At 71.3% G+C, this 19,846-nt stretch carries 19 protein-coding genes and 1 pseudogene; 15 read left to right on the top strand and 5 right to left on the bottom strand.

The genetic code is table 11. The features are described 5' to 3' along the window. The first annotated feature begins 2 nt into the window (after nucleotides 1-2). From IEZ13_RS42790 to IEZ13_RS42780, 3 genes are all read left to right on the top strand, one after another. Nucleotides 3-359 (top strand): hypothetical protein, encoded by a 357-nt coding sequence (locus tag IEZ13_RS42790; protein ID WP_229795731.1) that lies wholly within the window; start codon nucleotides 3-5, stop codon nucleotides 357-359. Nucleotides 360-385: 26 nt separating this feature from the next. After that, nucleotides 386-640 (top strand): hypothetical protein, encoded by a 255-nt coding sequence (locus IEZ13_RS42785; protein ID WP_183227119.1) that lies wholly within the window; start codon nucleotides 386-388, stop codon nucleotides 638-640. Nucleotides 641-1,130: 490 nt separating this feature from the next. Beyond that, nucleotides 1,131-1,508 carry a hypothetical protein gene (locus tag IEZ13_RS42780; protein WP_183227118.1) on the top strand — a complete coding sequence of 126 codons (378 nt, stop codon included), beginning with the start codon at nucleotides 1,131-1,133 and terminating at the stop codon, nucleotides 1,506-1,508. 37 nt (nucleotides 1,509-1,545) lie between these two features. On the opposite strand, the gene IEZ13_RS42775 is transcribed toward IEZ13_RS42780, so the two are convergent. Both IEZ13_RS42775 and IEZ13_RS42770 read right to left on the bottom strand, forming a co-directional pair. After that, the gene (locus IEZ13_RS42775; protein ID WP_183227116.1) at nucleotides 1,546-2,202 is read right to left on the bottom strand and encodes a response regulator; all 657 of its coding nucleotides are present in this window, start codon (nucleotides 2,200-2,202) and stop codon (nucleotides 1,546-1,548) included. Then, nucleotides 2,195-3,184 carry a HAMP domain-containing sensor histidine kinase gene (locus IEZ13_RS42770; RefSeq protein WP_203834117.1) on the bottom strand — a complete coding sequence of 330 codons (990 nt, stop codon included), beginning with the start codon at nucleotides 3,182-3,184 and terminating at the stop codon, nucleotides 2,195-2,197. Before IEZ13_RS42770 ends, IEZ13_RS42775 begins: the two co-directional genes overlap by 8 nt. 204 nt (nucleotides 3,185-3,388) lie before the next feature. Between IEZ13_RS42770 and IEZ13_RS42765 the strand changes: the two genes are divergently transcribed. The 7 genes from IEZ13_RS42765 to mnhG are packed head-to-tail and all read left to right on the top strand — an operon-like array spanning nucleotide 3,389 to nucleotide 9,778. Continuing rightward, nucleotides 3,389-3,859 (top strand): cation:proton antiporter regulatory subunit, encoded by a 471-nt coding sequence (locus IEZ13_RS42765; protein ID WP_183227114.1) that lies wholly within the window; start codon nucleotides 3,389-3,391, stop codon nucleotides 3,857-3,859. Beyond that, on the top strand, nucleotides 3,853-6,669 hold the full coding sequence (locus IEZ13_RS42760) for a Na+/H+ antiporter subunit A (protein WP_183227112.1): 2,817 nt from the start codon (nucleotides 3,853-3,855) through the stop codon (nucleotides 6,667-6,669). The genes IEZ13_RS42765 and IEZ13_RS42760 overlap by 7 nt, the downstream gene beginning before the upstream one ends. Then, the gene (locus IEZ13_RS42755; RefSeq protein ID WP_183227110.1) at nucleotides 6,666-7,073 is read left to right on the top strand and encodes a Na(+)/H(+) antiporter subunit C; all 408 of its coding nucleotides are present in this window, start codon (nucleotides 6,666-6,668) and stop codon (nucleotides 7,071-7,073) included. The genes IEZ13_RS42760 and IEZ13_RS42755 overlap by 4 nt, the downstream gene beginning before the upstream one ends. Next, a complete protein-coding gene (locus tag IEZ13_RS42750) occupies nucleotides 7,070-8,560 on the top strand; it encodes a Na+/H+ antiporter subunit D (protein WP_183227108.1) in 1,491 nt (496 codons plus the stop codon). Before IEZ13_RS42755 ends, IEZ13_RS42750 begins: the two co-directional genes overlap by 4 nt. Further along, nucleotides 8,560-9,117 (top strand): Na+/H+ antiporter subunit E, encoded by a 558-nt coding sequence (locus IEZ13_RS42745; RefSeq protein WP_183227106.1) that lies wholly within the window; start codon nucleotides 8,560-8,562, stop codon nucleotides 9,115-9,117. The genes IEZ13_RS42750 and IEZ13_RS42745 overlap by 1 nt, the downstream gene beginning before the upstream one ends. Further along, nucleotides 9,114-9,428: a monovalent cation/H+ antiporter complex subunit F gene (locus IEZ13_RS42740; protein WP_183227105.1), complete on the top strand. Its 315-nt coding sequence runs from the start codon at nucleotides 9,114-9,116 to the stop codon at nucleotides 9,426-9,428. Before IEZ13_RS42745 ends, IEZ13_RS42740 begins: the two co-directional genes overlap by 4 nt. Then, entirely contained in the window at nucleotides 9,428-9,778 is a 351-nt protein-coding gene (mnhG, locus tag IEZ13_RS42735; RefSeq protein WP_183227103.1) for a monovalent cation/H(+) antiporter subunit G, read from the top strand. Before IEZ13_RS42740 ends, mnhG begins: the two co-directional genes overlap by 1 nt. Nucleotides 9,779-10,033: 255 nt before the next feature. On the opposite strand, the pseudogene IEZ13_RS48260 reads toward mnhG, so the two are convergent. From IEZ13_RS48260 to IEZ13_RS42720, 3 genes and pseudogenes are all read right to left on the bottom strand, one after another. Then, a pseudogene (locus IEZ13_RS48260) lies at nucleotides 10,034-10,183 on the bottom strand (ClpX C4-type zinc finger protein); the annotation flags it as partial. A 133-nt stretch (nucleotides 10,184-10,316) separates the two neighbouring features. Then, nucleotides 10,317-10,892, bottom strand: a complete 576-nt coding sequence (locus tag IEZ13_RS42725; RefSeq protein ID WP_183227100.1) for a hypothetical protein — start codon at nucleotides 10,890-10,892, stop codon at nucleotides 10,317-10,319. Between the two features lie 436 nt (nucleotides 10,893-11,328). After that, on the bottom strand, nucleotides 11,329-11,793 hold the full coding sequence (locus IEZ13_RS42720; RefSeq protein WP_183227098.1) for a hypothetical protein: 465 nt from the start codon (nucleotides 11,791-11,793) through the stop codon (nucleotides 11,329-11,331). A gap of 107 nt (nucleotides 11,794-11,900) precedes the next feature. Here IEZ13_RS42720 and IEZ13_RS42715 point away from each other — a divergent pair, with 107 nt between their 5' ends. The 5 genes from IEZ13_RS42715 to IEZ13_RS42695 all read left to right on the top strand — a co-directional run bounded on the left by IEZ13_RS42715 (nucleotide 11,901) and on the right by IEZ13_RS42695 (nucleotide 19,781). Then, nucleotides 11,901-12,758, top strand: a complete 858-nt coding sequence (locus tag IEZ13_RS42715) for an ABC transporter ATP-binding protein (protein ID WP_183227095.1) — start codon at nucleotides 11,901-11,903, stop codon at nucleotides 12,756-12,758. A 5-nt stretch (nucleotides 12,759-12,763) separates the two neighbouring features. Then, nucleotides 12,764-13,417, top strand: a complete 654-nt coding sequence (locus IEZ13_RS42710) for an ABC transporter ATP-binding protein (RefSeq protein ID WP_183227093.1) — start codon at nucleotides 12,764-12,766, stop codon at nucleotides 13,415-13,417. Further along, nucleotides 13,417-16,452 carry an FtsX-like permease family protein gene (locus IEZ13_RS42705; RefSeq protein WP_183227091.1) on the top strand — a complete coding sequence of 1,012 codons (3,036 nt, stop codon included), beginning with the start codon at nucleotides 13,417-13,419 and terminating at the stop codon, nucleotides 16,450-16,452. The genes IEZ13_RS42710 and IEZ13_RS42705 overlap by 1 nt, the downstream gene beginning before the upstream one ends. Continuing rightward, nucleotides 16,449-19,094: an FtsX-like permease family protein gene (locus tag IEZ13_RS42700; RefSeq protein ID WP_183227089.1), complete on the top strand. Its 2,646-nt coding sequence runs from the start codon at nucleotides 16,449-16,451 to the stop codon at nucleotides 19,092-19,094. Before IEZ13_RS42705 ends, IEZ13_RS42700 begins: the two co-directional genes overlap by 4 nt. Nucleotides 19,095-19,211: 117 nt before the next feature. After that, nucleotides 19,212-19,781 (top strand): HD domain-containing protein, encoded by a 570-nt coding sequence (locus IEZ13_RS42695; protein ID WP_183227087.1) that lies wholly within the window; start codon nucleotides 19,212-19,214, stop codon nucleotides 19,779-19,781. Nucleotides 19,782-19,846 lie beyond the last annotated feature (65 nt).

Raw genomic sequence — 19,846 nt, 5'->3', positions numbered from 1 at the left:
TCATGGACATCTCCAAGCTTCCGGAACCGCTCCGATCCCGGGCGGAGGAACGCACAGCCCTCCCGTCCATCGATAAGGTTCGGCACTTCCTGCACGGCTATGTTGCCGACGCTGAGGGTTCGGAGGAGATCAGGCAGCATGTCCGGCGGACGGCACGGCGGAACACCTTCTTCCTCCGGCAGTATCTGGCAGCCCTCGAGGAGATCCTGAACGAACCACAGCCTCCGGGAACGCTCCTGCGCCTGGTCGAGGTCGACGCGAACCGGGGCATCGACCACGACCAGACCGATCGCGGCGCTGCGATCTTCCTTCGGGAGACCGCCGACCTTCTTCGCTCGGTGCTCGAAGAAGTAGAGTAATTGATCATTCGAACGAGGCAGGCGACGTGCAGGTGGTTCTGACACTCGGTCGAGATGAGATTCGACGTCTCGCCGCGGTACTGTGCGAAGTCGGCGTGGCCATGTTTCGAGCTGAGTTCTTCATCCGGACTGGCGGCTCGCAACCGAACATCGAGGCAATCGCGGAACAGCTGGTATCCGTCGCCGACGGTAAGCCGGCCGAGTTCGAGGTGCCTGTCCTGCTGGGCATCGAGAACGAGGAGAACCCGCGACGTCCGCGGCCGATTCCTTCTGCCGGATAGGCGGCGTCGCGGATCTTTCCGGCCCGCCCGAATCGCTTCGCGCGCGGATCATCGAGCGAAGTGCCCTACCCCGGTCGACAAAAGTCCGGGACATGCCGCAGTCCTACGTCGACGACGCCGATGGCTTTGACGAGGTCATGCAGCGACTGCGCGACACCGCGCACTTCGGCACGATCTACCTTTGCCAGTATCTCGCCGCTTTCGAGACGATCCTCTCCGAACCCCAGCCGCCTGGCACATTGCTGCATCTTGTCGCGTGGGACGCGAACCGGGGAATGGCCAGAACGCGACCGACGAGGCTGCGGCAATCTTCCTGCTGGAGATCGCCGAGATGGATCGAAAACGATCCTGGAGGACGTTGCCTCGTGGTCTGCCGAGGGCGGCGGGAGACTGATCTGGTTCGGGACGACCGACGAGGGCTACGACGCCTACCGCAAGGCGACCGACTGGTAGCAGCCGCACCCGGGGATCGAGCGGGATAGGGTGCGGCGTGGATTATGAAGAGCTGTCCGAGTTGCCGGAGTGGCTGCGTGACCGCATCCTGGAGCACCTCACCCGGCCGGCGATGGATGCGGTTCAGGATCTTCTGCAAACTTTTGTTGAGGATGCCTGCAGCCTCGATGAGGTTCGGCAGTTGATGCGGTCGGTGGCACGAGGCCAGCCGATGTTTCTGCCGCTGCAGCTGGAGGCGCTCGAGTCGATTCTCGCTGAGCCGCAGCCGGAGGGCACCCTGCGGTGGCTGGTCGAGGTCGACTGCAACTGGGGTATTGACGACGACCCGACCGACCGCGGCGCCGCGGTCGTTCTGCGGCAGATCGCCGACATTCTGCGGGACGCGATCGAGGAGGCGGAGGCGGCTCGCCGTTGAGGGCGGCGGGGTCGCGGTGCGGCGCTGGGATCGGGTTTCAGGGTTCGATGAGGCCGGCTCGGATGGCGTAGCGGGTCAGTTCGAGGCGGTCTCGGAGGCCGAGCTTCTGTAGCAGGTTGGAGCGGTGCCGTTCTACGGTCTTGACGCTGATCACCAGCAGGTCGGCGATCTCTTTGGAGGAGTGGCCCTCGGCGACCAGTTTCAGGACCTCCTCCTCGCGGTCGGTGATGGTTCGGCCGGGGTCTTCGCCGTCGGCGACGCGTTCCAGGTAGTTGCGGATGAGGGCGTTGACGGCGCCCGGGTAGAGGAACGGTTCGCCGCGGACGGCGGCTCGGCAGGCTTCGACCAGGTCGCGGTCGGCGACGGATTTCAGTACGTATCCGGAGGCGCCGGCTTTGAGGGCTTCGAAGAAGTACTGCTCGTTGTCGTACATGGTGAGGATCAGGATGCGCAGGTCGGGCAGGATGCGCGACAGTTCGCGGGCCGCCTGCAGGCCGGTGAGGCGGGGCATGGCGATGTCGAGGATCGCCAGGTCGGGGCGTTCGGTGCGGGCCTGGGCGATGGCCTCGGCGCCGTCGGAGGCTTCGGCGACCACGGTCAGGTCGGGTTCGCTGTCGAGGATGAGCCGGACCCCGCGGCGGACCAGGGCGTGATCGTCGGCGAGCAGGATGCGGGCCGGTTCGCGGTCAGTCACTGTGTTTCTCCTCGACGAGGACGAGGGGGACTCGTAGCAGGACCTCGGTGCCGCGGCCGGGCGCCGGGCCGATGGTGAGGTCGGCGCCGATCAGCAGGGCGCGTTCGCGCATGCCGCGGATGCCGGCGCCTTCGGGGGCTCCGGCGATTCCCCGGCCGTCGTCGCGGATGCGCAGTTCGATCAGGGTTTGGGGCGACTGGTGGGAGAGGCTGAGGGTCACCTGCCGGGCGCCGGAGTGCCGGGCCGTGTTGGTCAGTGCCTCCTGTGCGACCCGGTAGAGCACCAGTTCCGTCTCCTTGCCGAGGCCGGGCAGGTCGGCGTCGATGGTGCGGCGCACGGTCAGGCCGGCTGTGGAGAACTCGCCGGCCAGTGATTTGAGGGCGCTGGCGAGGCCGAGTTCCTCGAGGACGCCGGGTCGTAGGCGGCGGGCGATGCGGCGGATCTCGTCGAGTCCGTTGCGTACGGTCTCCTGCACCTGCCGGACCTCGCCGGAGACCGGTTCGGGCGCGTGGTCGGCGACCCGTTTGAGTTCGAGCAGTACGGCGGTGAGGGTCTGGCCGACCTCGTCGTGCAGTTCCTGGGCGATCCGCTGCCGTTCGGCCTCCTGGGCGGACAGTGCGCGGGCGGCGCTGGTGGCGCGTTCGGCTTCGAGGCGGTCGAGCATGGTGTTGAAGCTGCGGATCAGGTCGGCGATGCCGTTGCGGCCGGTGACGGTGAGCCGGTGTCCGGGGCGTAGCAGGTCGACCGTGTTCATGGTGTGGGCGAGGCGGTCGAGCGGGGCGAGCCCGAGGCGCAGGAGCCCGGCGTTGGCGGCCAGCATCACCGCCAGGACGCCGCTGAGGATCATCGCCTCGGTCAGCAGGACCGGGGTGGAGACGGTGAACGGGCCGACCATGAGCAGGCCGAATGCCGCGGTCACCACGGCCGCGTTGAGCAGGAAGATCCGCCAGAACAGCGACAACCGCTGTGTCTCGTCCACCATCGCACCCATCCTCGACTGCTTGCCGGCCCAGCGTCCCCGATCCGGTCGGGAGACGTCCATCCGGGCCGCCACCCATCCTCCGCGCGGACGGCGGCGGCGAAATGGGTGCTGGCCCGCCCCGGGAATGGAGGTCGGTCCCGATGGTCGCCCGGAGACGGCGCGGCTTGGATGGAGGTCATGCCGGAACGAGTGGGAGGTGCGGCGATGACACTGGAACGGATCGGTCTGCCCGGGGTCGGCGTGTCACACCTGCTCACCACGCAGGACGGGGCCCGGCTGGGGATCGTCGTGCGCCCCGATGGCGGCCGTGACCTGGCCATCTACGATCCGGCCGACCCTGACCGGGCGGCCGGCACGGTGGTGCTGTGCGCCGAGGAGGCGCATCTGGTGGCCGACGTGCTGCACACGATGGTCACGCTCGATCACGTCGACGGGCCGCAGATGCCGGCGGCCGGGATGCGGGCGGTCCGGATCCGGGTTCCGGCCGGTTCCGGGTCGGTGGACCGGCCGCTGGCCACACCGCACGGCGCCGAGGTCGTCGCCGTGATCCGCGAGGCCCGGGTGCTCCCCCACCCGGGTCCCGCTTTCCTCCTGCGGGCCGGTGACGTGCTGATCGCCGTCGGTGGATCGCCGGCGCTGGCCCGGCTGCACGATCTGCTGGCGGCGCCGTGCTGATGCTGCTGGGCGCGCATCTGGTGGCCGCGTTGCTGGCGCCGGTGCTGGTTCGGCTGTGGGGGCCTCGGGCGTTCTATCTGCTGGCGGCTCTTCCGGCAGGCGTGTTCGGGTGGGCGGTGACGCATCGGTCCGGGGAGTGGGTTCAGCCGTGGGTTCCGGGCCTCGGGTTGAGCCTGGCGTTCCGGGTGGACACGCTGTCGTGGCTGCTGGTGTTGCTGGTCGGTGGTGTCGGTGCGCTGGTCCTGGTCTACTGCGCCCGCTACTTCGCGCCGGGTACGGCCGGGCTGGGCCGGTTCGCGGCGGTGTTCACCGGGTTCGCGGGGGCGATGCTCGGCCTGGTGGTCAGTGACGACCTGCTGCTGATGTACATGTTCTGGGAGCTGACCACGGTCCTGTCGTACCTGCTGATCGGGCACACCGGCGAGGCCCGGCCGAACCGGCGGGCGGCGTTGCAGGCGCTGATCGTGACGACGGCCGGTGGGCTGGCGATGCTGGTCGGTCTGGTGATCCTGGGTGAGCATGCGGGCGGTTACCGCTGGTCGCAGGTGGCGGTGGCGCTGCCGGACGGTCCGCTGCTGGTGGTGGCGGTGGTGTTGATCCTCATCGGGGCGCTGTCGAAGTCGGCGGTCTTCCCGTTCAGTTTCTGGCTGCCGGCGGCGATGGCCGCGCCCACCCCGGTGAGCGCCTATCTGCATGCGGCGTCGATGGTGAAGGCCGGGGTGTTCCTGGTGGCCGGGTTCGCGCCGATGATCGTCGCGGCGGGTGGGGCGGCCGCGACGGTCTGGCGGGTGTCGGCGGTCGGGCTGGGCCTGGTCACGATGCTGGTGGGTGGTTGGGCGGCGCTCTTCCAGAACGATCTGAAACTTCTTCTGGCGTACGGCACGGTCAGTCAGCTGGGGCTGTTGACCGCGGTGTTCGGGTTCGGGACGGCGGGGGCGGCGCTGGCGGGGACGGCGATGCTGTTCGCGCACGCCCTGTTCAAGGCGGCGCTGTTCCTGGTCGTCGGGGTGATCGACAAGGCGGCGGGCACCCGGGATCTGCGGCGGCTCGACGAGTGGGGCCGGCGTGCGCCGCTGCTGGTGATGGTCGCGGTGCCGGCCGCGTTGTCGATGGCGGGTCTGCCGCCGGCCATCGGGTTCGCCGGGAAGGAGGCGGTGTTCGCCGCGCTGCTGGACGCGGGGGCGCCTGGCCGGCTGGTGCTCGCCGGTGTGGTGGCCGGCTCGGTGCTGACCGTGGCGTACACGGCCCGGTTTCTGTGGGGTGCCTTCGCCCGCAGACCCGCCGCCGGAAACGCCGTGGGCCCGTCCGGTGTGGGCGGGTCGCTGCTGGTCGCTCCGGCGGTGCTGGCCGCTGCCGGGGTGGCGGCCGGTTTCGGGGCGGGGCGCCTCGACCGGGTGCTCAGCCCGTACGCCGACGGTTTCCGCGGAAGCGCCGATCACCTCGCGCTGTGGCACGGGCCCGGTGTGCCGCTGGTCCTGTCGGTGCTGGTCGTGGCCGCCGGGCTGCTGCTGTTCCGGGTGTTGCCGGCGGGTCTGGCCGGGCCGCGGCCCGGTGGCCGGGGGTATGAGCGGGTGATGACCGGGACGGACCGGCTCGCGGTGGAGGTGACCGGGGCGACGCAGCGTGGTTCGCTGCCGTTCTATCTGGCGCTGATCCTGCTGATGCTGATCGTGACCGCGGGTCCCGCGATGGTGGCCGGGTGGCCGGGCGCGACGGCGGTGCGGATGTGGGAGACGCCGTTGCATCTGCTGCCGGTGGCGGTTCTGATCGTCGCCGCGGTGTTCGCGGTGCCGGCTCGGCGCCGGCTCACCGCGGTGATCCTGGTCGGGGTCACCGGTTACGCCAATGCTGTCGTCTTCCTGTTGCACGGCGCGCCGGATCTGGCGCTGACCCAGTTTCTGGTGGAGACGGTCACCCTGGTCATGGTGGTGCTGGTGCTGCGGAGGCTGCCCGGTCACTTCTCGCAGCGGCCCGGGCCGTGGCGGCGCCGGGTCCGGGTCGGGATCGGGGTGGCGGTCGGCACGGTGATGGCCGGGGTGGGCCATCTGGCGGTGTCGGCGCGGCAGGCGGTGCCGGTGTCGCAGGCCTATCCGGAGCTGGTGGTGCCGTTGGGTGGCGGCCACAACATCGTCAACGTGATCCTGGTCGACATCCGGGCCTGGGACACGATGGGCGAGGTCGCGGTGCTGGTCGCGGTGGCGACCGGGGTGGCCAGTCTGATCTTCCGGCGGGCGGAGCGCCTGCATCGGCGTGGGCCGGTGGAGACGCCGACCGATCCGCCGCGGGACGCGCCGGTATGGCTGATGGCCGGGCACACCGTGGAGGCGGGGCGGCGGTCCACGATGCTGGAGGTCGTCACCCGGCTGATCTTCCACGTCATCATGCTGCTGTCGGTCTATCTGCTGCTCACCGGTCATGACACGCCGGGTGGCGGGTTCACCGGTGGGCTGGTGGCGGGGCTGGCGCTGACCGTGCGGTATCTGGCCGGCGGCCGGTACGAGCTGGCCGCGGCGGCGCCGGTCGACGCCGGGGCGGTGCTCGGGGCGGGGCTGCTGGTGGCGGTCGGCACCGGGGCCGGGGCGCTGGTGCTGGGTGGGCAGGTGTTGCAGAGCGCCGTCCTGGACCTGCATGTGCCGCTGCTCGGTGAGGTGCATGTGGTGACGTCGACGTTGTTCGACATCGGGGTGTATCTGATCGTCGTCGGGCTGGTGCTGGACGTGCTGCGCAGTCTCGGCGCGGAGGTGGACCGGCATGCGGCCGCCGCGGTGACGCCGGTACCGGCTTCGGCTCGGAAGGAGGAGCTGGTATGAGCGTCTCGTTGCTGCTGGCGGTCGGGGTGTTGTTCGCCGCCGGGACGGTGCTGTTGCTGGAACGTACGCTGACCCGGGTGTTGCTGGGCGTCATGCTGCTGGGCAACGGGGCGAACCTGCTCGTGCTCGCGGCCGCCCGGCCCGGGGCGCCGCCGATCGTGGGTGTCGCCGAGCCGGCGGAGATGACCGATCCGCTGCCGCAGGCGATGATCCTGACCGCGATCGTGATCACTCTCGGGATGACGGCGTTCCTGCTGGCTCTGGCGTACCGCAGTTGGCTGTTGACCGGTCATGACGAGGTGCAGGACGACGCCGAGGACCGGCGGGTGCGGGAGCTGGCCGAACGTGACGAGGGGTCCGACGCCGAGGATCTGGACGCCGACGTCGTGGAGGCCCCCCGATGACGTGGCTCGTTCCTCTGCCGGTGGTCATGCCGCTGCTGGGTGCCGCGGCGACGTTGCTGATGTTCCGGCGGCCGCGGGTGCAGCGGGCGATCAGTGTGAGCGTGCTGGCCGCGACCCTGGTGGTGTCGGCGGTGCTGCTGGTGCTGGCCGCCGACGGGCCGCTGGTCGTGGCGGTCGGTGGTTGGCCGGTGCCGGCGGGGATCGTGCTCGTCGCCGACCAGTTGGCCACGCTGATGCTGGTGGTCTCGTCCGCGGTGACGCTGTGTGTGCTGCTCTACTCGATCGGGCAGGGCGGCGCCGACGGTGACGAGGAGCATCCGCTGTCGGTGTACCACCCGACCTATCTGATCCTGACCGCGGGTGTGACGAACGCGTTCCTCTCCGGTGATCTGTTCAATCTGTACGTCGGGTTCGAGATCCTGCTGGCGGCCAGCTATGTGCTGATCACGCTGGGCGGGACCGAGACGCGGATCCGGGCGGGGACGACGTACGTGGTGGTCAGTCTGCTGTCGTCGGTGATCTTCCTGGCCGGGATCGGGCTGATCTATGCGGCCACCGGGACGCTGAACATGGCGCAGCTGGTGGAGCGGCTGGACGCGCTGCCCGACGGTGTACGGCTAGTGTTGCAGGGCATGCTGCTGCTGGCGTTCGGGATCAAGGCGGCGATCTTCCCGCTGTCGGCGTGGCTTCCGGACAGCTATCCGACGGCGCCGGCGCCGGTCACGGCGGTGTTCGCCGGGCTGCTGACCAAGGTGGGCGTGTACGCGATCATCCGGACCGAGACGCTGCTGTTCCCCGGTGGGCGGGTCGCCGACCTGCTGATGGTCGCGGCGCTGTCGACCATGGTGGTCGGCATCCTGGGCGCGGTGGCGCAGTCCGACATCAAGCGGCTGTTGTCGTTCACGCTGGTCAGTCACATCGGCTACCTGTTGTTCGGGGTGGGCCTGGCGTCGCGGGCCGGGCTGTCGGCGGCCGTGTTCTACACGCTGCACCACATCGTGGTGCAGACGACGTTGTTCCTGGTGGCGGGGCTGATCGAGCGGCGTGGCGGGAGTACCGCGCTGGATCGGCTGGGTGGGCTGGCGCGGACGGCGCCGGTGCTGGCGGTGCTGTTCCTCCTGCCCGCGCTGAACCTGGCCGGGATACCGCCGTTCTCCGGGTTCCTCGGCAAGCTGGGGCTGATCCAGGCCGGCGCCGGCGACGGTTCGGCGTTGTCGTGGCTGCTGGTGGGCGGGTCGGCGGTGACCAGTCTGCTCACCCTGTACGCCCTGGCGCGGGTGTGGAATCTGGCGTTCTGGCGTACCCCGGCGACCGTTGCCGTGGCCGCGCCGTTGCGGTCGTCGCGGCTGATGGTGACGTCGACCGCCGCGCTGGTCGTGGCGGGGATGCTGTTCACCGTGGCGGCCGGGCCGCTGTATGCGCTCACCGACACGGTGGCCGCGGATCTGCTGGCCAGAAGCCCGTACGTGCGGGCGGTGCTGCCGTGATGGCGGGCACCCGGGACCGGCTGGTCGCGGTGGCCGCGCTCACCGTGGTGTGGATGCTGCTGTGGGGCTCGTTCTCGTGGTTGACGCTGTTCGGTGGCCTGCTGGTGTCGGTGCTGGTGCTGGCGGTGTTCCCGCTGCCGCGGGTGACGTTCGCGGGGCGGCTGCGGCCGGTCGGGCTGCTGCGGTTCGCGGTCCGGTTCGTCGTCGATCTGTGGGTGGCGAGTTTCCAGCTGGCGTGGACGGCTCTGGCGGGACGGCGGGCGCCGCGCAGCGCGGTGCTGGCGCTTCGGCTCGCGGTCCGGTCCGATCTGAATCTGACGATGTGTGCGGAGGCGGTGTCGCTGGTGCCGGGGAGCCTGATCGTGGACCTGGACCGGGCCGCCGGGGTGCTCTACGTCCATGTGTTCGATGTGGCCGGTCCGGCGGACGTGGCGCGGTTCCGGCGGGAGGTGCGTGGGATCGAGCGGCGGATCATCGGGGCGGTCGGCTCCGATGCGGAGATCGCCGTCGTCGAGATCGCCGCCGCGCAGATCGGAGACGAGGGAGGTTCGAGATGATCGTCGTCGCTGTCATCGCCGCCGTGTTCCTGGCGGCCGCGGCGGGAATGACACTGGTCCGCATCGTCCGGGGACCGTCGACGCTGGACCGGATCGTGGCCATGGACGTGCTGCTGGCGATCACGGTGTGTGCGATCGCCGCGGAGGCCGCATACAGCCGGGACGCGACCGGGCTTCCGATTCTGCTCGGGTTGTCGCTGCTGGGTGCGGTCGGTTCGGTGGCGGTGGCCCGGTTCGCCGATCCGGCGCCCCGGTCCGGGCCGGGCCGCCCGGCGTCGCGCAAGTCAGGCACCGCGGAGGGAGGGTCGTGATGGGTGTGGCCGCGGTGCTGGACGCCGTCGCCGGGTTCTGTCTGCTGGGCGGGGCGCTGCTCAGTCTGGCCGCCGGTGTCGGGCTGCTGCGCTTCCCGGACCTGCTGTCGCGCATGCACGCTGCGACCAAGCCGCAGGTGCTGGGTCTGCTGCTGATCCTCACCGGTACGGCGATCCGCATCGGCACCGTCGTGGACATCACCACGCTGGTGCTGGTCGGCGTCTTCCAGTTGATCACAGCTCCGGTGGCGGCACACATGGTGGGGCGTGCCGCGTACCGGGCCGGGCTGGTGCGCCGTGAGCTGCTGCTGACCGACGAGCTCGCGGCGGCCCGTGGCCGGGAGCCCTGAGGAGGCGGCTGGTGGATGCCGTTCCTACTCCTCGCCGGAGAAACGTTCCCATGCGGACTGCCTGGTGATGCCGAGCGCGCCGCCGATGCGCATCCAGGTGACGTTCCGGCCGCGCAGAGTGGACACCAGCCGCTTGAGGTTCGCCTCGATCTGGGCGCCCACCGCGGCCACCCGGGGCAGCAGGTCCAGGAGTTGTTCGTCGGTCATCGACTCCTCCCAGACCGGCACTGGGGTCGGCCCGGTCGGGTTCTGCCGCTCGATCTCGAGGATGTCGTTGCACAGTTGGACGCATTCGTTGCAGATGTAGACGCCGGGGCCCGCGATCACCTTCTCGACCTCGGTGTGGGGCTTGGCGCAGAACGAGCAGCTGAGCCGAAGGGGGGTGGTGGTGGCTCCGCTGGTCATGACGGCCTCCCGGGCTGACTCGGACGTCAGGCGTGCCCTGACGTTGTCAGGAGTCACCTTACGGCAAGGTCGCCGAAGATTGACAGGCATGGTTCGGGGACGCCTCGTGGGCATCCCCGAACCAACGGGTGCGCTAGAGAGCCAGGATGGCCAGGACCTGGTTCAGCAGGTCGGCGAGCTGGGCCAGCGGGAACGGCAGGCCGCCGTCGAGCAGGCCGGCGATCGCACAGAGCAGATTGCCGAGCAGATTGCCGGGCCCCGAATGCGCCGTGATGTCGAGGACCACGGTGTTGAGGTGAACGGTCAGGCCGAGCAGATTCAGGTCCAGCGGGCCGAGCACCAGGTGCAGGATGTTGCACGCCGCGAGGGCGGCGGCGTCGGCGGAGCCGGGAAGCTGCACCGGCAGGGTCACCGCCTCATCCGCGGTGCCGACAGGGGCGCCGGCCGAGTCGGTCAGCACCGCGTGCAGGGTGCCGACGGCCACCAGCTCGTCGCCCTGGACGGCGAACTCGGTCGGGACGAAGGTCCCGGTGACCTGCCCGACGCCTCCCAGCGCATCAGTGAAGGTGCCCTGGACACTGGACGTCATCGTTCCCTCGGCGGCCTTCACCACAGCGGGCGCGGCGGCAGCGGGCACCGCGACGGCACCCATGGTGGTCAATGCCAGCGCGCCGGCCAGCAGCATCTTCGGGATGGTCGTCAGGCGCACGATCGTTTCCTTTCCATCGATAAACGTTGTCGCGCCCACCGGTGCCCGAGCAGAGATCCGTAAAACGGATGGCCGGCCCATGGGAATACAAATGGTGCAATGTGGATCAGTGTCGCCTGATGGTGGGAATCCCCCTGGGCGGGTTGTCGCGCTTACACCAGGGTGGGTGCACACGGCGGCGTTGTCGTGGTCGCCTACGTGGACTATCGCCGCGATGGTCGCCCACGAGGCGGCTTTCGTGTGCTCTCACCCCCACCCACCCGGCGCGAGCGGCAGCACATACGGGGGGTGTTGGTGGCTCGGGGAGAGGCGGTCGGTCCGGAGGGTGAGTGACGCTACGCGCCGTAGCGGGCCCTGCGGCCTTGACCCGGCAGATGGTGGCGGTGCGCCACGGGACAGGGTGGATTCGGCGGGGGCGGCGCAGGCCGTACGAATGCTATGTGGTTTGCAGGTTTTTGAGGGTTTCCCGCAGAAGTGTGGCCATCTCCGAGGCGTGAGCGGTCATGTCGGCTTCGGAGGCGATCGGGGCCGGGAGCGTCATCTTCGCGACGAGGATGGCGTTGCGGGAGACGGCCTCGCCGTGCAGGGTGGTCGCGGGCATGAGTCTGCCGGGCGGGTCGGCGATGAGCATGGCCTTGTCGCCGACGTCGTCGAGAGTGGCGACGAGCATGCCGGTCTGGCGGGCCGATTTCTCGCTCTGATCGAAATTCTTCGAGCTGGATCCGACGGTGCGATCGATGGTGACCGTGACGTCGTTGTCGCAGGTGTAGCCGTATGTCGTCGCGCTGTCGTGGGCGAGCGTGCAACTGGCGGTGGTCCACGGGGTGTCGTCGAGTGCGGGTGAGGTGCACCCCACAGCGAGCACCAAAACAGTTAGCGTTAACAGCACCTGTCGATTCATCCGCTCCCCCAGCCGTTCGAAGATCCATTCTCTCAGGGCTGGTTGACCGCGGTCACAACGGAGGGTTACAAAGACTCGCTCATGATCCGTCAGAAAGCTGAGATGTCGTGATCGTCTGCGAGAGTCTGGTTCGGATTTATCAGACCGGGTCGATCGAGGTGCAGGCGCTGCAAGGTCTGGACCTGGCCGTCGACGAGGGCGAGATGGTCGCCGTGGTGGGGGCGTCCGGGTCGGGCAAGTCGACGCTGCTGTCGATCCTCGCCGGGATCGACGCGCCGACCGCCGGGCGGGCCCGGGTCGCCGACTGGGATCTGCTGGCCATGTCGCGCGGCGACCGGGTGCGGTACAGGCGGCACACGGTCGGGTTCGTGCGGCAGCAGACCGCCGCGAACCTGGTGCCCTATCTGACGTCGCGGCAGGTGGTGGAGCTGCCGATGGCCGCCGCCAGAATGTCCGGAAAGGAACGCCGGATCCGCGCCGACGAACTGCTGGCCGCGCTGGATGTGGCCGACTGCGCGGACCGGCGGCCGGCGCAGATGTCCGGTGGGCAGCAGCAGCGGGTGGCGATCGCGGTGGCGCTGGCCAACCAGCCGCGGGTGCTGCTGGCCGACGAGCCGACCGGTGAGCTGGACACCGCCACGTCGGCGGGGGTGTTCGAGGCGATGCGGAAGGTGAACCGGGAGTTCGGGGTGACCGTCGTGGTCGTCACCCACGATCCGGAGGTGAGTGGGCAGGTGGAGCGTACGGTGGCGATCCGCGACGGCCGCACCAGCAGTGAGGTGCTGCGCCGCACCGAGACCGGCGCCGACGGGGACACTCTGGTGATCGCGGAGGAGTACGCGGTGATGGACCGGGCGGGCCGGGTGCAGATCCCGCGCGAGTACCGGGAGGCGCTCGCGCTGACCCGGCGGGTGCGGCTCGCGCTGGAGGCCGATCACGTGACGATCCGGTCGGACCCGTCGTGACGGCGATGGTGCGCATCCGTGGGGTGCACCGCCGGTTCGGGCAGGTGCACGCGCTGCGCGGGGTGAGTTTCGACGTGCCGGCCGGGAGCATGGTGGCGCTGGTCGGGCGTTCCGGCTCGGGCAAGACGACGCTGCTGAACGTGGTCGGCGGCCTGGACCGCCCCGACGAGGGCACCGTCGAGGTGGACGGCGCCGAGGTCACCGGCCTGGACGAGGACGGCCTGTCGCGGCTGCGGCGGGAGAAGGTGTCGTACGTGTTCCAGACGTTCGGCCTGATCCCGGTGCTGTCGGCGGCGGAGAACGTGGGCGCGCCGCTGCGGCTGGCCCGGATGCCGGCTGCCGACCGGGAGAAGCGGGTGGCGCTGCTGCTCGACCTGGTCGGCCTCGGCGAGCACGCGAGACAGCGGCCGGGTGAGCTGTCCGGCGGGCAGCAGCAGCGGGTCGCGATCGCCCGTGCGCTGGCGTCGTCGCCGCGGCTGCTGATCGCCGACGAGCCGACCGGGCAACTCGACGCGGAGACCGGCCGGTCCGTGATGGCGCTACTGCGTGCGGTGGTCGAGTCGGAGCAGGTGACGGCGCTGGTGTCGACGCACGATCCGGTGATGATGGCGTTGGCGGACCGGGTGGTCCGGATCAGCGACGGACAGGTCAGCGAGTAGTGCTCGGGCTCGTCGGGCGCCGGGCGCGGGCGCAGTGGCCGCTGCTCGCCGCGCTGCTCGCGGTGGTGACGGCCGGGGCGGCGCTGCTCGGGGTGTGTGCGCTGCTGGTGACGGTGAGCGCGGACCGGGCGCGGGAGAAGGCCGCCGCGGCGGCCACACCGGCCGAGATCGAGGTGACCGGGTACGCGGTGACGGTCGCCCGCGCCGATGTGCCCTCGGTGGTGGCCGACACCCGGCGGGTGCTGGCCGAGGCGCTGGCTCCGTTTCCGGTCGCCATGTCGGGGCGGGCGTCGTCGGTGATGCGGCCGCTGTCGGACGGCCGGATCGGCTATCTGTCCGGGGTGGAGGATCTGCCGGAGCGGGCGTCGCTGGTGTCGGGGCGCTGGCCCGGTTCCACTGATGAGGCTGCCGTACTCGAACCGACGGCCCGGCTGCTGGATCTGACGGTCGGTGACCGGGTCGCTCTCGGCGCCGAGCGGGCCCGCGATCCGGCGCCGCCATTGACGATCAAAATCACGGCGATCGTACGGACGAAGCCCGGCGCCGGCTGGGATCGTGACCCGCTCGGCGGCACCGGATTCGACCTGGCGTACCGGGGTGCGAGCGCGTTGCAGCCGGCCGAGGCGTACGGGCCCTTCCTCGTCGACTATCCCGGCCTGCTGTCGGGTTCCTCGGCGCTGTCCCGGCTGGAGATCACCGCCCGCCCCGATCTGTCCGATCCCGACCATCGCGCGCTGGCCCGGATCGAGGCCGGCACCCTGGCGGCCGACCGGCGGCTGTCGGCGGTCCTCGGCGAGCGGGTGCAGATCGAACGGGTCGGTTCCGCCCTGCCCGGGATGCTGGCCGAGGCCCGCCGCCAGCAGCAGGTCACCACCGCCGCGGTGCTGGCGGTCGGGGTCCTGGCGGTGGCGCTGACCGCGGCCGCTCTGGCGCTGGCCGGCCGCCTGACCGCGGACGTACGCGGTGAGGAGACGGCGCTGCTGTCGGCGATGGGGGCGAGCCGCTGGCAGCTGGGCGGGGTCGCGGCCGCCGAGGCGGGGCTTCTCGCGCTGGTCGCGACGGTTCTCGCGGTGCCGTTGTCGTCGGCGGTGCACGTCTGGCTCGGCGGGGACCTGGCGGTCACCGGCGCGCAGGTGGGTGCGGTGGCCGCCGGGACGCTGCTGGCCATCCTGGTGACGGCCGGCGGGCGGCAGCGCCCGGCGCCGCTGGCCCGGTCCGGCGCCGATCTGCTGCTGGTGGCCCTGGCGGCGGCCGGCTGGTGGCAGTTGACGTCGCAGCCGGACACCGCCCAGACCCGGGTCGACGCGGTCCGGATCCTCTCCCCCGCCCTGCTGCTGGCCGCCGGTTGTGTGCTGGCGCTGCGACTGGTGCCGCCCGCGCTCACCATGGCGGACCGTCTGGTCCCGCGCACACGTGGCCTTCCGGTGCCGTTGGCCGTGGTCCAGGCCGCCCGCCGCCCCACCGCGGCCGCCCTGCTGATCGCGCTCGGATGTGCGGCCGCCACCTTCGGCGTCGCCTTCGACGCCACCTGGCATCGGTCCCAACGTGATCAGGCCGATCTGTCCGTCGGTACCGATCTGGCGATCACCCTGGGCGGCGCGCCGGCCGCCGGACAGGGCGCGGCCGTGGCCGCGGCGGTCGGCGGGACGGTGGCGCCGGCCGCGAACCGGGGCGTCGCCGTGGGTCAGTGGCTGGGTGGCAACGGTGAGCCGCCCCGGCTCGTCGCGGTCGACGCCCACCGGGCCGGAACCCTGCTGCGCGGCGGCGGCGAGGACTGGGCGGCGGTCGGTGCCGGCCTCGCCCCGGTCGCCGCCGCCGAGGGCATCACGGTGCCGCCGGGGAGCCGGATCACGGTGACCGGCCGGGCCACCGGGGCCGTGCGGCTGGCCACCACGCCGCGGCTGATCCTCCAGGATCCGACCGGGTTGCGGACCGTGTGCTCGGCGGCGGCCACCCCGTTGGACGGGCGACCGCACGACATGCCGGGATGCGCCGACGGGGACGGGTTGCGGCTGGTGGCCGTGCTGCTGCCGGTCACCTCCGACGCGTTCGGCTGGGACGCGACCGGCGACAGCCGCATCGACGTCACGGTGACGATCCCGGGCGCGTCCGGCGGTGGAACGTGGACGGCCGCGTCGTCGCAGCCCTATCCCGAGCAGCTGCGGGAGCCGGCGATCACGGTTTCCGGCGCGACGTTGCGGATGACCGCGACGGTGGAACTCGGCGGCCCGACCGAGGCCGCCCGGCAGGTGGTCGCGACGTCGTTCCCCGATCCCGGGGTGGTGCCGGTGGCGGTATCGCGGCGGCTCGCCGAACAGTTGTCGGTGTCGCCCGGATCGGAGTTGCAGGTGACGGTCGGCAACACGCCCGTACCGGTGAAAATCGCCTCGATCGTGCCCGGCGTGCCGTCGGCGCCCGGGTCGGTGGCGCTGCTCGCCGACCTGGACACGCTGTCGCGGGCGCTGCTCGCGCGCGGTGACCCGCAGATGCCGGTCGACGCGTGGTGGGTCGCCCATCCGTCGAACGCCGCGGCTTCCGCCGGGCTCCATCTCGGTGAGGCCCACACGCGTACGGGTGAAGCCCTGCGATTGACCACCGGCCCGGTTCCCGCCGGGCTGCCCGCGGTGTTGCGGCTGCTGGTCCCGGCCGCGGTCCTGCTGCTGCTCGCCGGGGTGACCCTGCACGTGACCTGTGACCTGCACGCCCGCGCCGTGGAGGTGGCCCGGCTGCGTGGTCTCGGGATGCGGCGGCGCGAGATCCGGACCGCCCTGATCGGCCAGCACACGATCGTCATGCTGCCGCTGCTGGCGGCCGGCGCGGCGGTGGGCGCCCTGGCCACGTGGGTGGTGGCGCCGCTGATGATCCGCTCGGAGCTGGGGGCGGCGCCGGTGCCGGGCATCGCGCCGGTGTGGCCGTGGCCGGCCGAGCTGGCCGTCCTCGGCGCGCTGACGGCCGGTTGCCTGATCGCGGTCGCCGGGGTCGTGATCGTCCAGTCGCGACGCGCCGACACCGCCCACCTGCGGGTGACGTCATGACCGTGTTGACGGGCCGGCTCTCGGTGCTGCGGTTCAGCCTGCACTGGCCCAGCGTGCGCGGCCGCGCCCGCGCCGACACCGGCCCGCTGATCCTGTCCGCGCTGGTGGTGGCGCTGGTCAGCCTGCTCGCCGGGGCGGTTCCCGGGCTGATGCGCGACACCGCCGACGCCGCCGTCCGCGACGCCGTCCGCCAGGCCGGGCCCAGCGCCGACGTGACCGTGCAGGCCCGCTGGGAACCGGACGACTTCACCAGCGACGGCTCCCCCGGCCGGATGCGGATGTCACATCTCGCCGCCGACCTCGCCGACCTTCGCGGGCGGTCCCTCGAACAGCTCAGCCCTGATCTGCGGGCGGCGCTGCGGCCACCGGTCGCATCCGTGATCACTCCCACGTTGCGGTTCACCGACGGCAGCGTGCTGCGTACCTTCCGGATGGCCTATCTGGACGGCGGCGACAGCCCGAAGGTGGAGTGGATCGACGGTTCGGCGCCGCCGGCGACCGTCGACGGCGAGGCCGACGTCCCTTACAACGGGCCACCGTGGCGCGTGCGGGTCGGTCTGAGCGAGTCGGCGGCGGCTTCCTCAGGGGTACGGCCGGGAGCACTCCTGCAAGTCCGCGACGAGCGCGGCGCGACCAAGAACGTACAGGTCAGTGGCATTTTCCGCCCGGTGGATCGCAACGATCCGGCGTGGCGTCTCGCGCCGTGGCTGCTGGATCCGGCCGCCGACGCGGACGGCGCCGGAACGACCCGGTTCGGTGGCCTGTTGACGGCCGAGTCGCTGCCGGACGCACGGTTGGCGTTCAAGCCGGACGAGCTGCGGCGCATCGTCACCTTCTCCCCCGACCCCTCCGTGATCACCTGGGAGACGGCGCACGGCATCGCGGCGACCGCGATCACGTTGAAGGCGACGTCGGCGACGTCCAGCAGTCTCGACACGGCGCCCACCTGGAACACACAGCTCGACGCGGTGCTGCGGGACGTGACCGAGCAGGTTTCGGCGGCCCGGGTGCAGGCGTCGGTGCTGCTGTTCGCGGTCATCGCCGGGGCGGTGCTGATCCTGGCGCTGGCCGCTTCACTGTTGGGCCGCCGTCGTTCCGCGGCGCTGGCGCTGGCCCGTCAGCGGGGTGCCGCGCTGCCCGTCCTCGGCGCCGAGTTGCTGCTCGAATCGGGGCTGGTCACGCTGGTGGCGGCGGCTCTCGGGTGCGCCGGCGCCTACCTGGTCACGGGCGGTGTGGCCGTGTGGTGGGTGGCGCCGGTGGTTCTCGCCGCGGCGGCCGCCGGTCCGGCGTACGGGATCATCGCGGCGGCCTCGGCCACCCGCGACCGTAGGGTGCCCGCGAACCGGTCCGCTCGCCGCTGGTTGCGGCACACCGCCGCGCTGCGCCGGGCCGCCGCGGAGATCGCGGTCCTGCTGGCGGCCACCGCCGCCGTGGTGTCCCTCTTCCAGCGTGGTCCCGCGCCCGGCCTGCCCGCCCTTGCGCCGACCCTGGCGGCGGTCGCCGCTTCTCTCCTGCTGCTGCGTCTGCTGCCGCTGGTGACCGGCCTGGTGTTACACCGCTTGTTGCGGTCGCGGCGTCCCCTCGCGGTGTTCGGCGCGGCCCAGGCGGCGGCGAGTGCCGGGCGGGCGTTGCCGGTGCTGGCGCTGGTCACGTCGGCGGTGCTGGCGGTGTTCGCATTGACCTTGGGCGCGACGGTGCAGCAGGGCCTGATCGACGGCGCCCGCGAAACGGTCGGCGCCGACGCCCGCATCGACATCACCGACGAAGCCTCCGGCACCACCGCCGAGGTGGCCGCCCGAATCGCCGCCCAGCCGGGTGTGACCTCGGTGTCCACGGCCCAGGTGATCGACGGCGCCCGCATCATCGCCGACGAGGCCCTGGTCCCGTCCCGCTTGATCATCCGCTCCGGTGGCGTCTCCGATCCGTCGGTGCCCGCGCTGGTCCGCTCGTCCTCCGGCCAGTTGCGCCCCGGCATGTCCTTGGAACTGCGACGCGATGACGAACCACCGGTCCGCTTGACGGCGTCCGGCGTGGCCCCGGTGGTGAGCGGCGCCGAGGAGATAGTCATCGTGGACGCAGCGGCCCTGGCAGCCGCCGGCGTCGAGTCGGCCCCGAACACGATCTGGGTGAACGGCCCCGGCACCGAATCAGCCGTCACCGGAGCCGGCGCGCTCCTGCGTTCCGAGGTGCTGCGTGACCGCCGGGCGGCCCCTTTGGTCAACGGCCTGCTGTGGCTGTCCTGGGCCTCCGCCGCGTTGCTGGTGCTGCTCGGGTTGGCCGGGTTCGCGCTGGCCGCAGCCGCGGGAGCCCCGCAGCGGTGGCAGACGCTGAGCCGCCTCCGCACGCTGGGTTTGACCCCGCGAGACGCCCGCCGAGTCGCAACCGGCGAACTCGTCCCATGGGCGCTGGCAACCGCGGTGGGTGGCATCATGGCCGGGGCCGCCTTGACGGCGTTGTTCAGTGCGCTGGAGTTGCGTCTCCTGACCGGCCAGGAGGCCGACCCGGCGGTCGTGTGGCCGTGGCTGGGCCTGGCCGTAGTGGCCGCCCTCTTCGTCGCGGCGGTCCCGGTGGTCGTCCGCTTCGAAGCCGTAGCACGCCGCCGCCGTCAACTGGCCGAGGTCCTCCGCGTAGGCGGCCAATAAGGGTTTATCGCGTGGCTTCGGTACAGCCATCCGACTTCCGGCGACGCCCGCGAGGAACTCTTCGGCGGGAGGAAGAATGACCTCGGCCCGGTCCGGTTCCCCGAGCGAGGAGGCCCGATGCGCATTCCCGGCGATGCCGAGATCAGAGCGCTGCACGAGCGCCACGCCCCCACCCGGGAAGCGTTCGAACGAGTGTGGACGCACAGCGAGATCGTCTGCCGGATCGCCGAGCAGATCGGCGGCGACGGTCTCGACATGGCGCTCGTCCGGGCCGGGTGCCTGCTGCACGACATCGGCGTGTACCGGCTGGAGCCGGACGACCATTACGTACGGCACGGGCTGCTCGGCTACGAACTGCTGGCCGACGCCGGTCTGCCGGAGACACTGCGCCGGTTCTGTGCACACCACACCGGGGTGGGTATCACCCGCGACGACGTGTCGCGGCAGCGGCTTCCGCTGCCGGCCGGCGATTATCTCGCCGAGACCGGCGAGGAGGAACTCGTCATGTACGCCGACAAATTCCACAGCAAGAGCACCCCGCCCCGGTTCGTCAGCGCCGCCACGTTCGCGGTGAACGTCAGCCGGTTCGGCACGGACAAGGTCGAACGGTTCACGTCCCTCGTGGACCGCTTCGGCGAGCCCGACCTGGATGCGCTCGCCGCCGAGTACGGCCACGCCGTCACCTGACCACACAGCCTCTATACCATCCTAGGAGGCTGGGCTAAAGGGCCGGGAAATGTGTGGCGGTTCGT

The sequence above is a fragment of the Actinoplanes campanulatus genome, assembly GCF_014647795.1.
Taxonomy (GTDB): domain Bacteria; phylum Actinomycetota; class Actinomycetes; order Mycobacteriales; family Micromonosporaceae; genus Actinoplanes; species Actinoplanes campanulatus.
Note: the sequence above shows the minus strand (reverse complement) of the source record. Positions and strands in the feature narration are given on the sequence as shown.

Coding starts and splice junctions, on each gene's coding strand:
- IEZ13_RS42790 (WP_229795731.1), top strand. CDS start 3: ATGGACATCTCCAAGCTTCCGGAACCGCTCCGATCCCGGGCGGAGGAA.
- IEZ13_RS42770 (WP_203834117.1), bottom strand. CDS start 3,184: ATGGTGGACGAGACACAGCGGTTGTCGCTGTTCTGGCGGATCTTCCTG.
- IEZ13_RS42765 (WP_183227114.1), top strand. CDS start 3,389: ATGACACTGGAACGGATCGGTCTGCCCGGGGTCGGCGTGTCACACCTG.
- IEZ13_RS42755 (WP_183227110.1), top strand. CDS start 6,666: ATGAGCGTCTCGTTGCTGCTGGCGGTCGGGGTGTTGTTCGCCGCCGGG.
- IEZ13_RS42750 (WP_183227108.1), top strand. CDS start 7,070: ATGACGTGGCTCGTTCCTCTGCCGGTGGTCATGCCGCTGCTGGGTGCC.
- IEZ13_RS42745 (WP_183227106.1), top strand. CDS start 8,560: ATGGCGGGCACCCGGGACCGGCTGGTCGCGGTGGCCGCGCTCACCGTG.
- IEZ13_RS42740 (WP_183227105.1), top strand. CDS start 9,114: ATGATCGTCGTCGCTGTCATCGCCGCCGTGTTCCTGGCGGCCGCGGCG.
- mnhG (WP_183227103.1), top strand. CDS start 9,428: ATGGGTGTGGCCGCGGTGCTGGACGCCGTCGCCGGGTTCTGTCTGCTG.
- IEZ13_RS42720 (WP_183227098.1), bottom strand. CDS start 11,793: ATGAATCGACAGGTGCTGTTAACGCTAACTGTTTTGGTGCTCGCTGTG.
- IEZ13_RS42710 (WP_183227093.1), top strand. CDS start 12,764: ATGGTGCGCATCCGTGGGGTGCACCGCCGGTTCGGGCAGGTGCACGCG.
- IEZ13_RS42700 (WP_183227089.1), top strand. CDS start 16,449: ATGACCGTGTTGACGGGCCGGCTCTCGGTGCTGCGGTTCAGCCTGCAC.
- IEZ13_RS42695 (WP_183227087.1), top strand. CDS start 19,212: ATGCGCATTCCCGGCGATGCCGAGATCAGAGCGCTGCACGAGCGCCAC.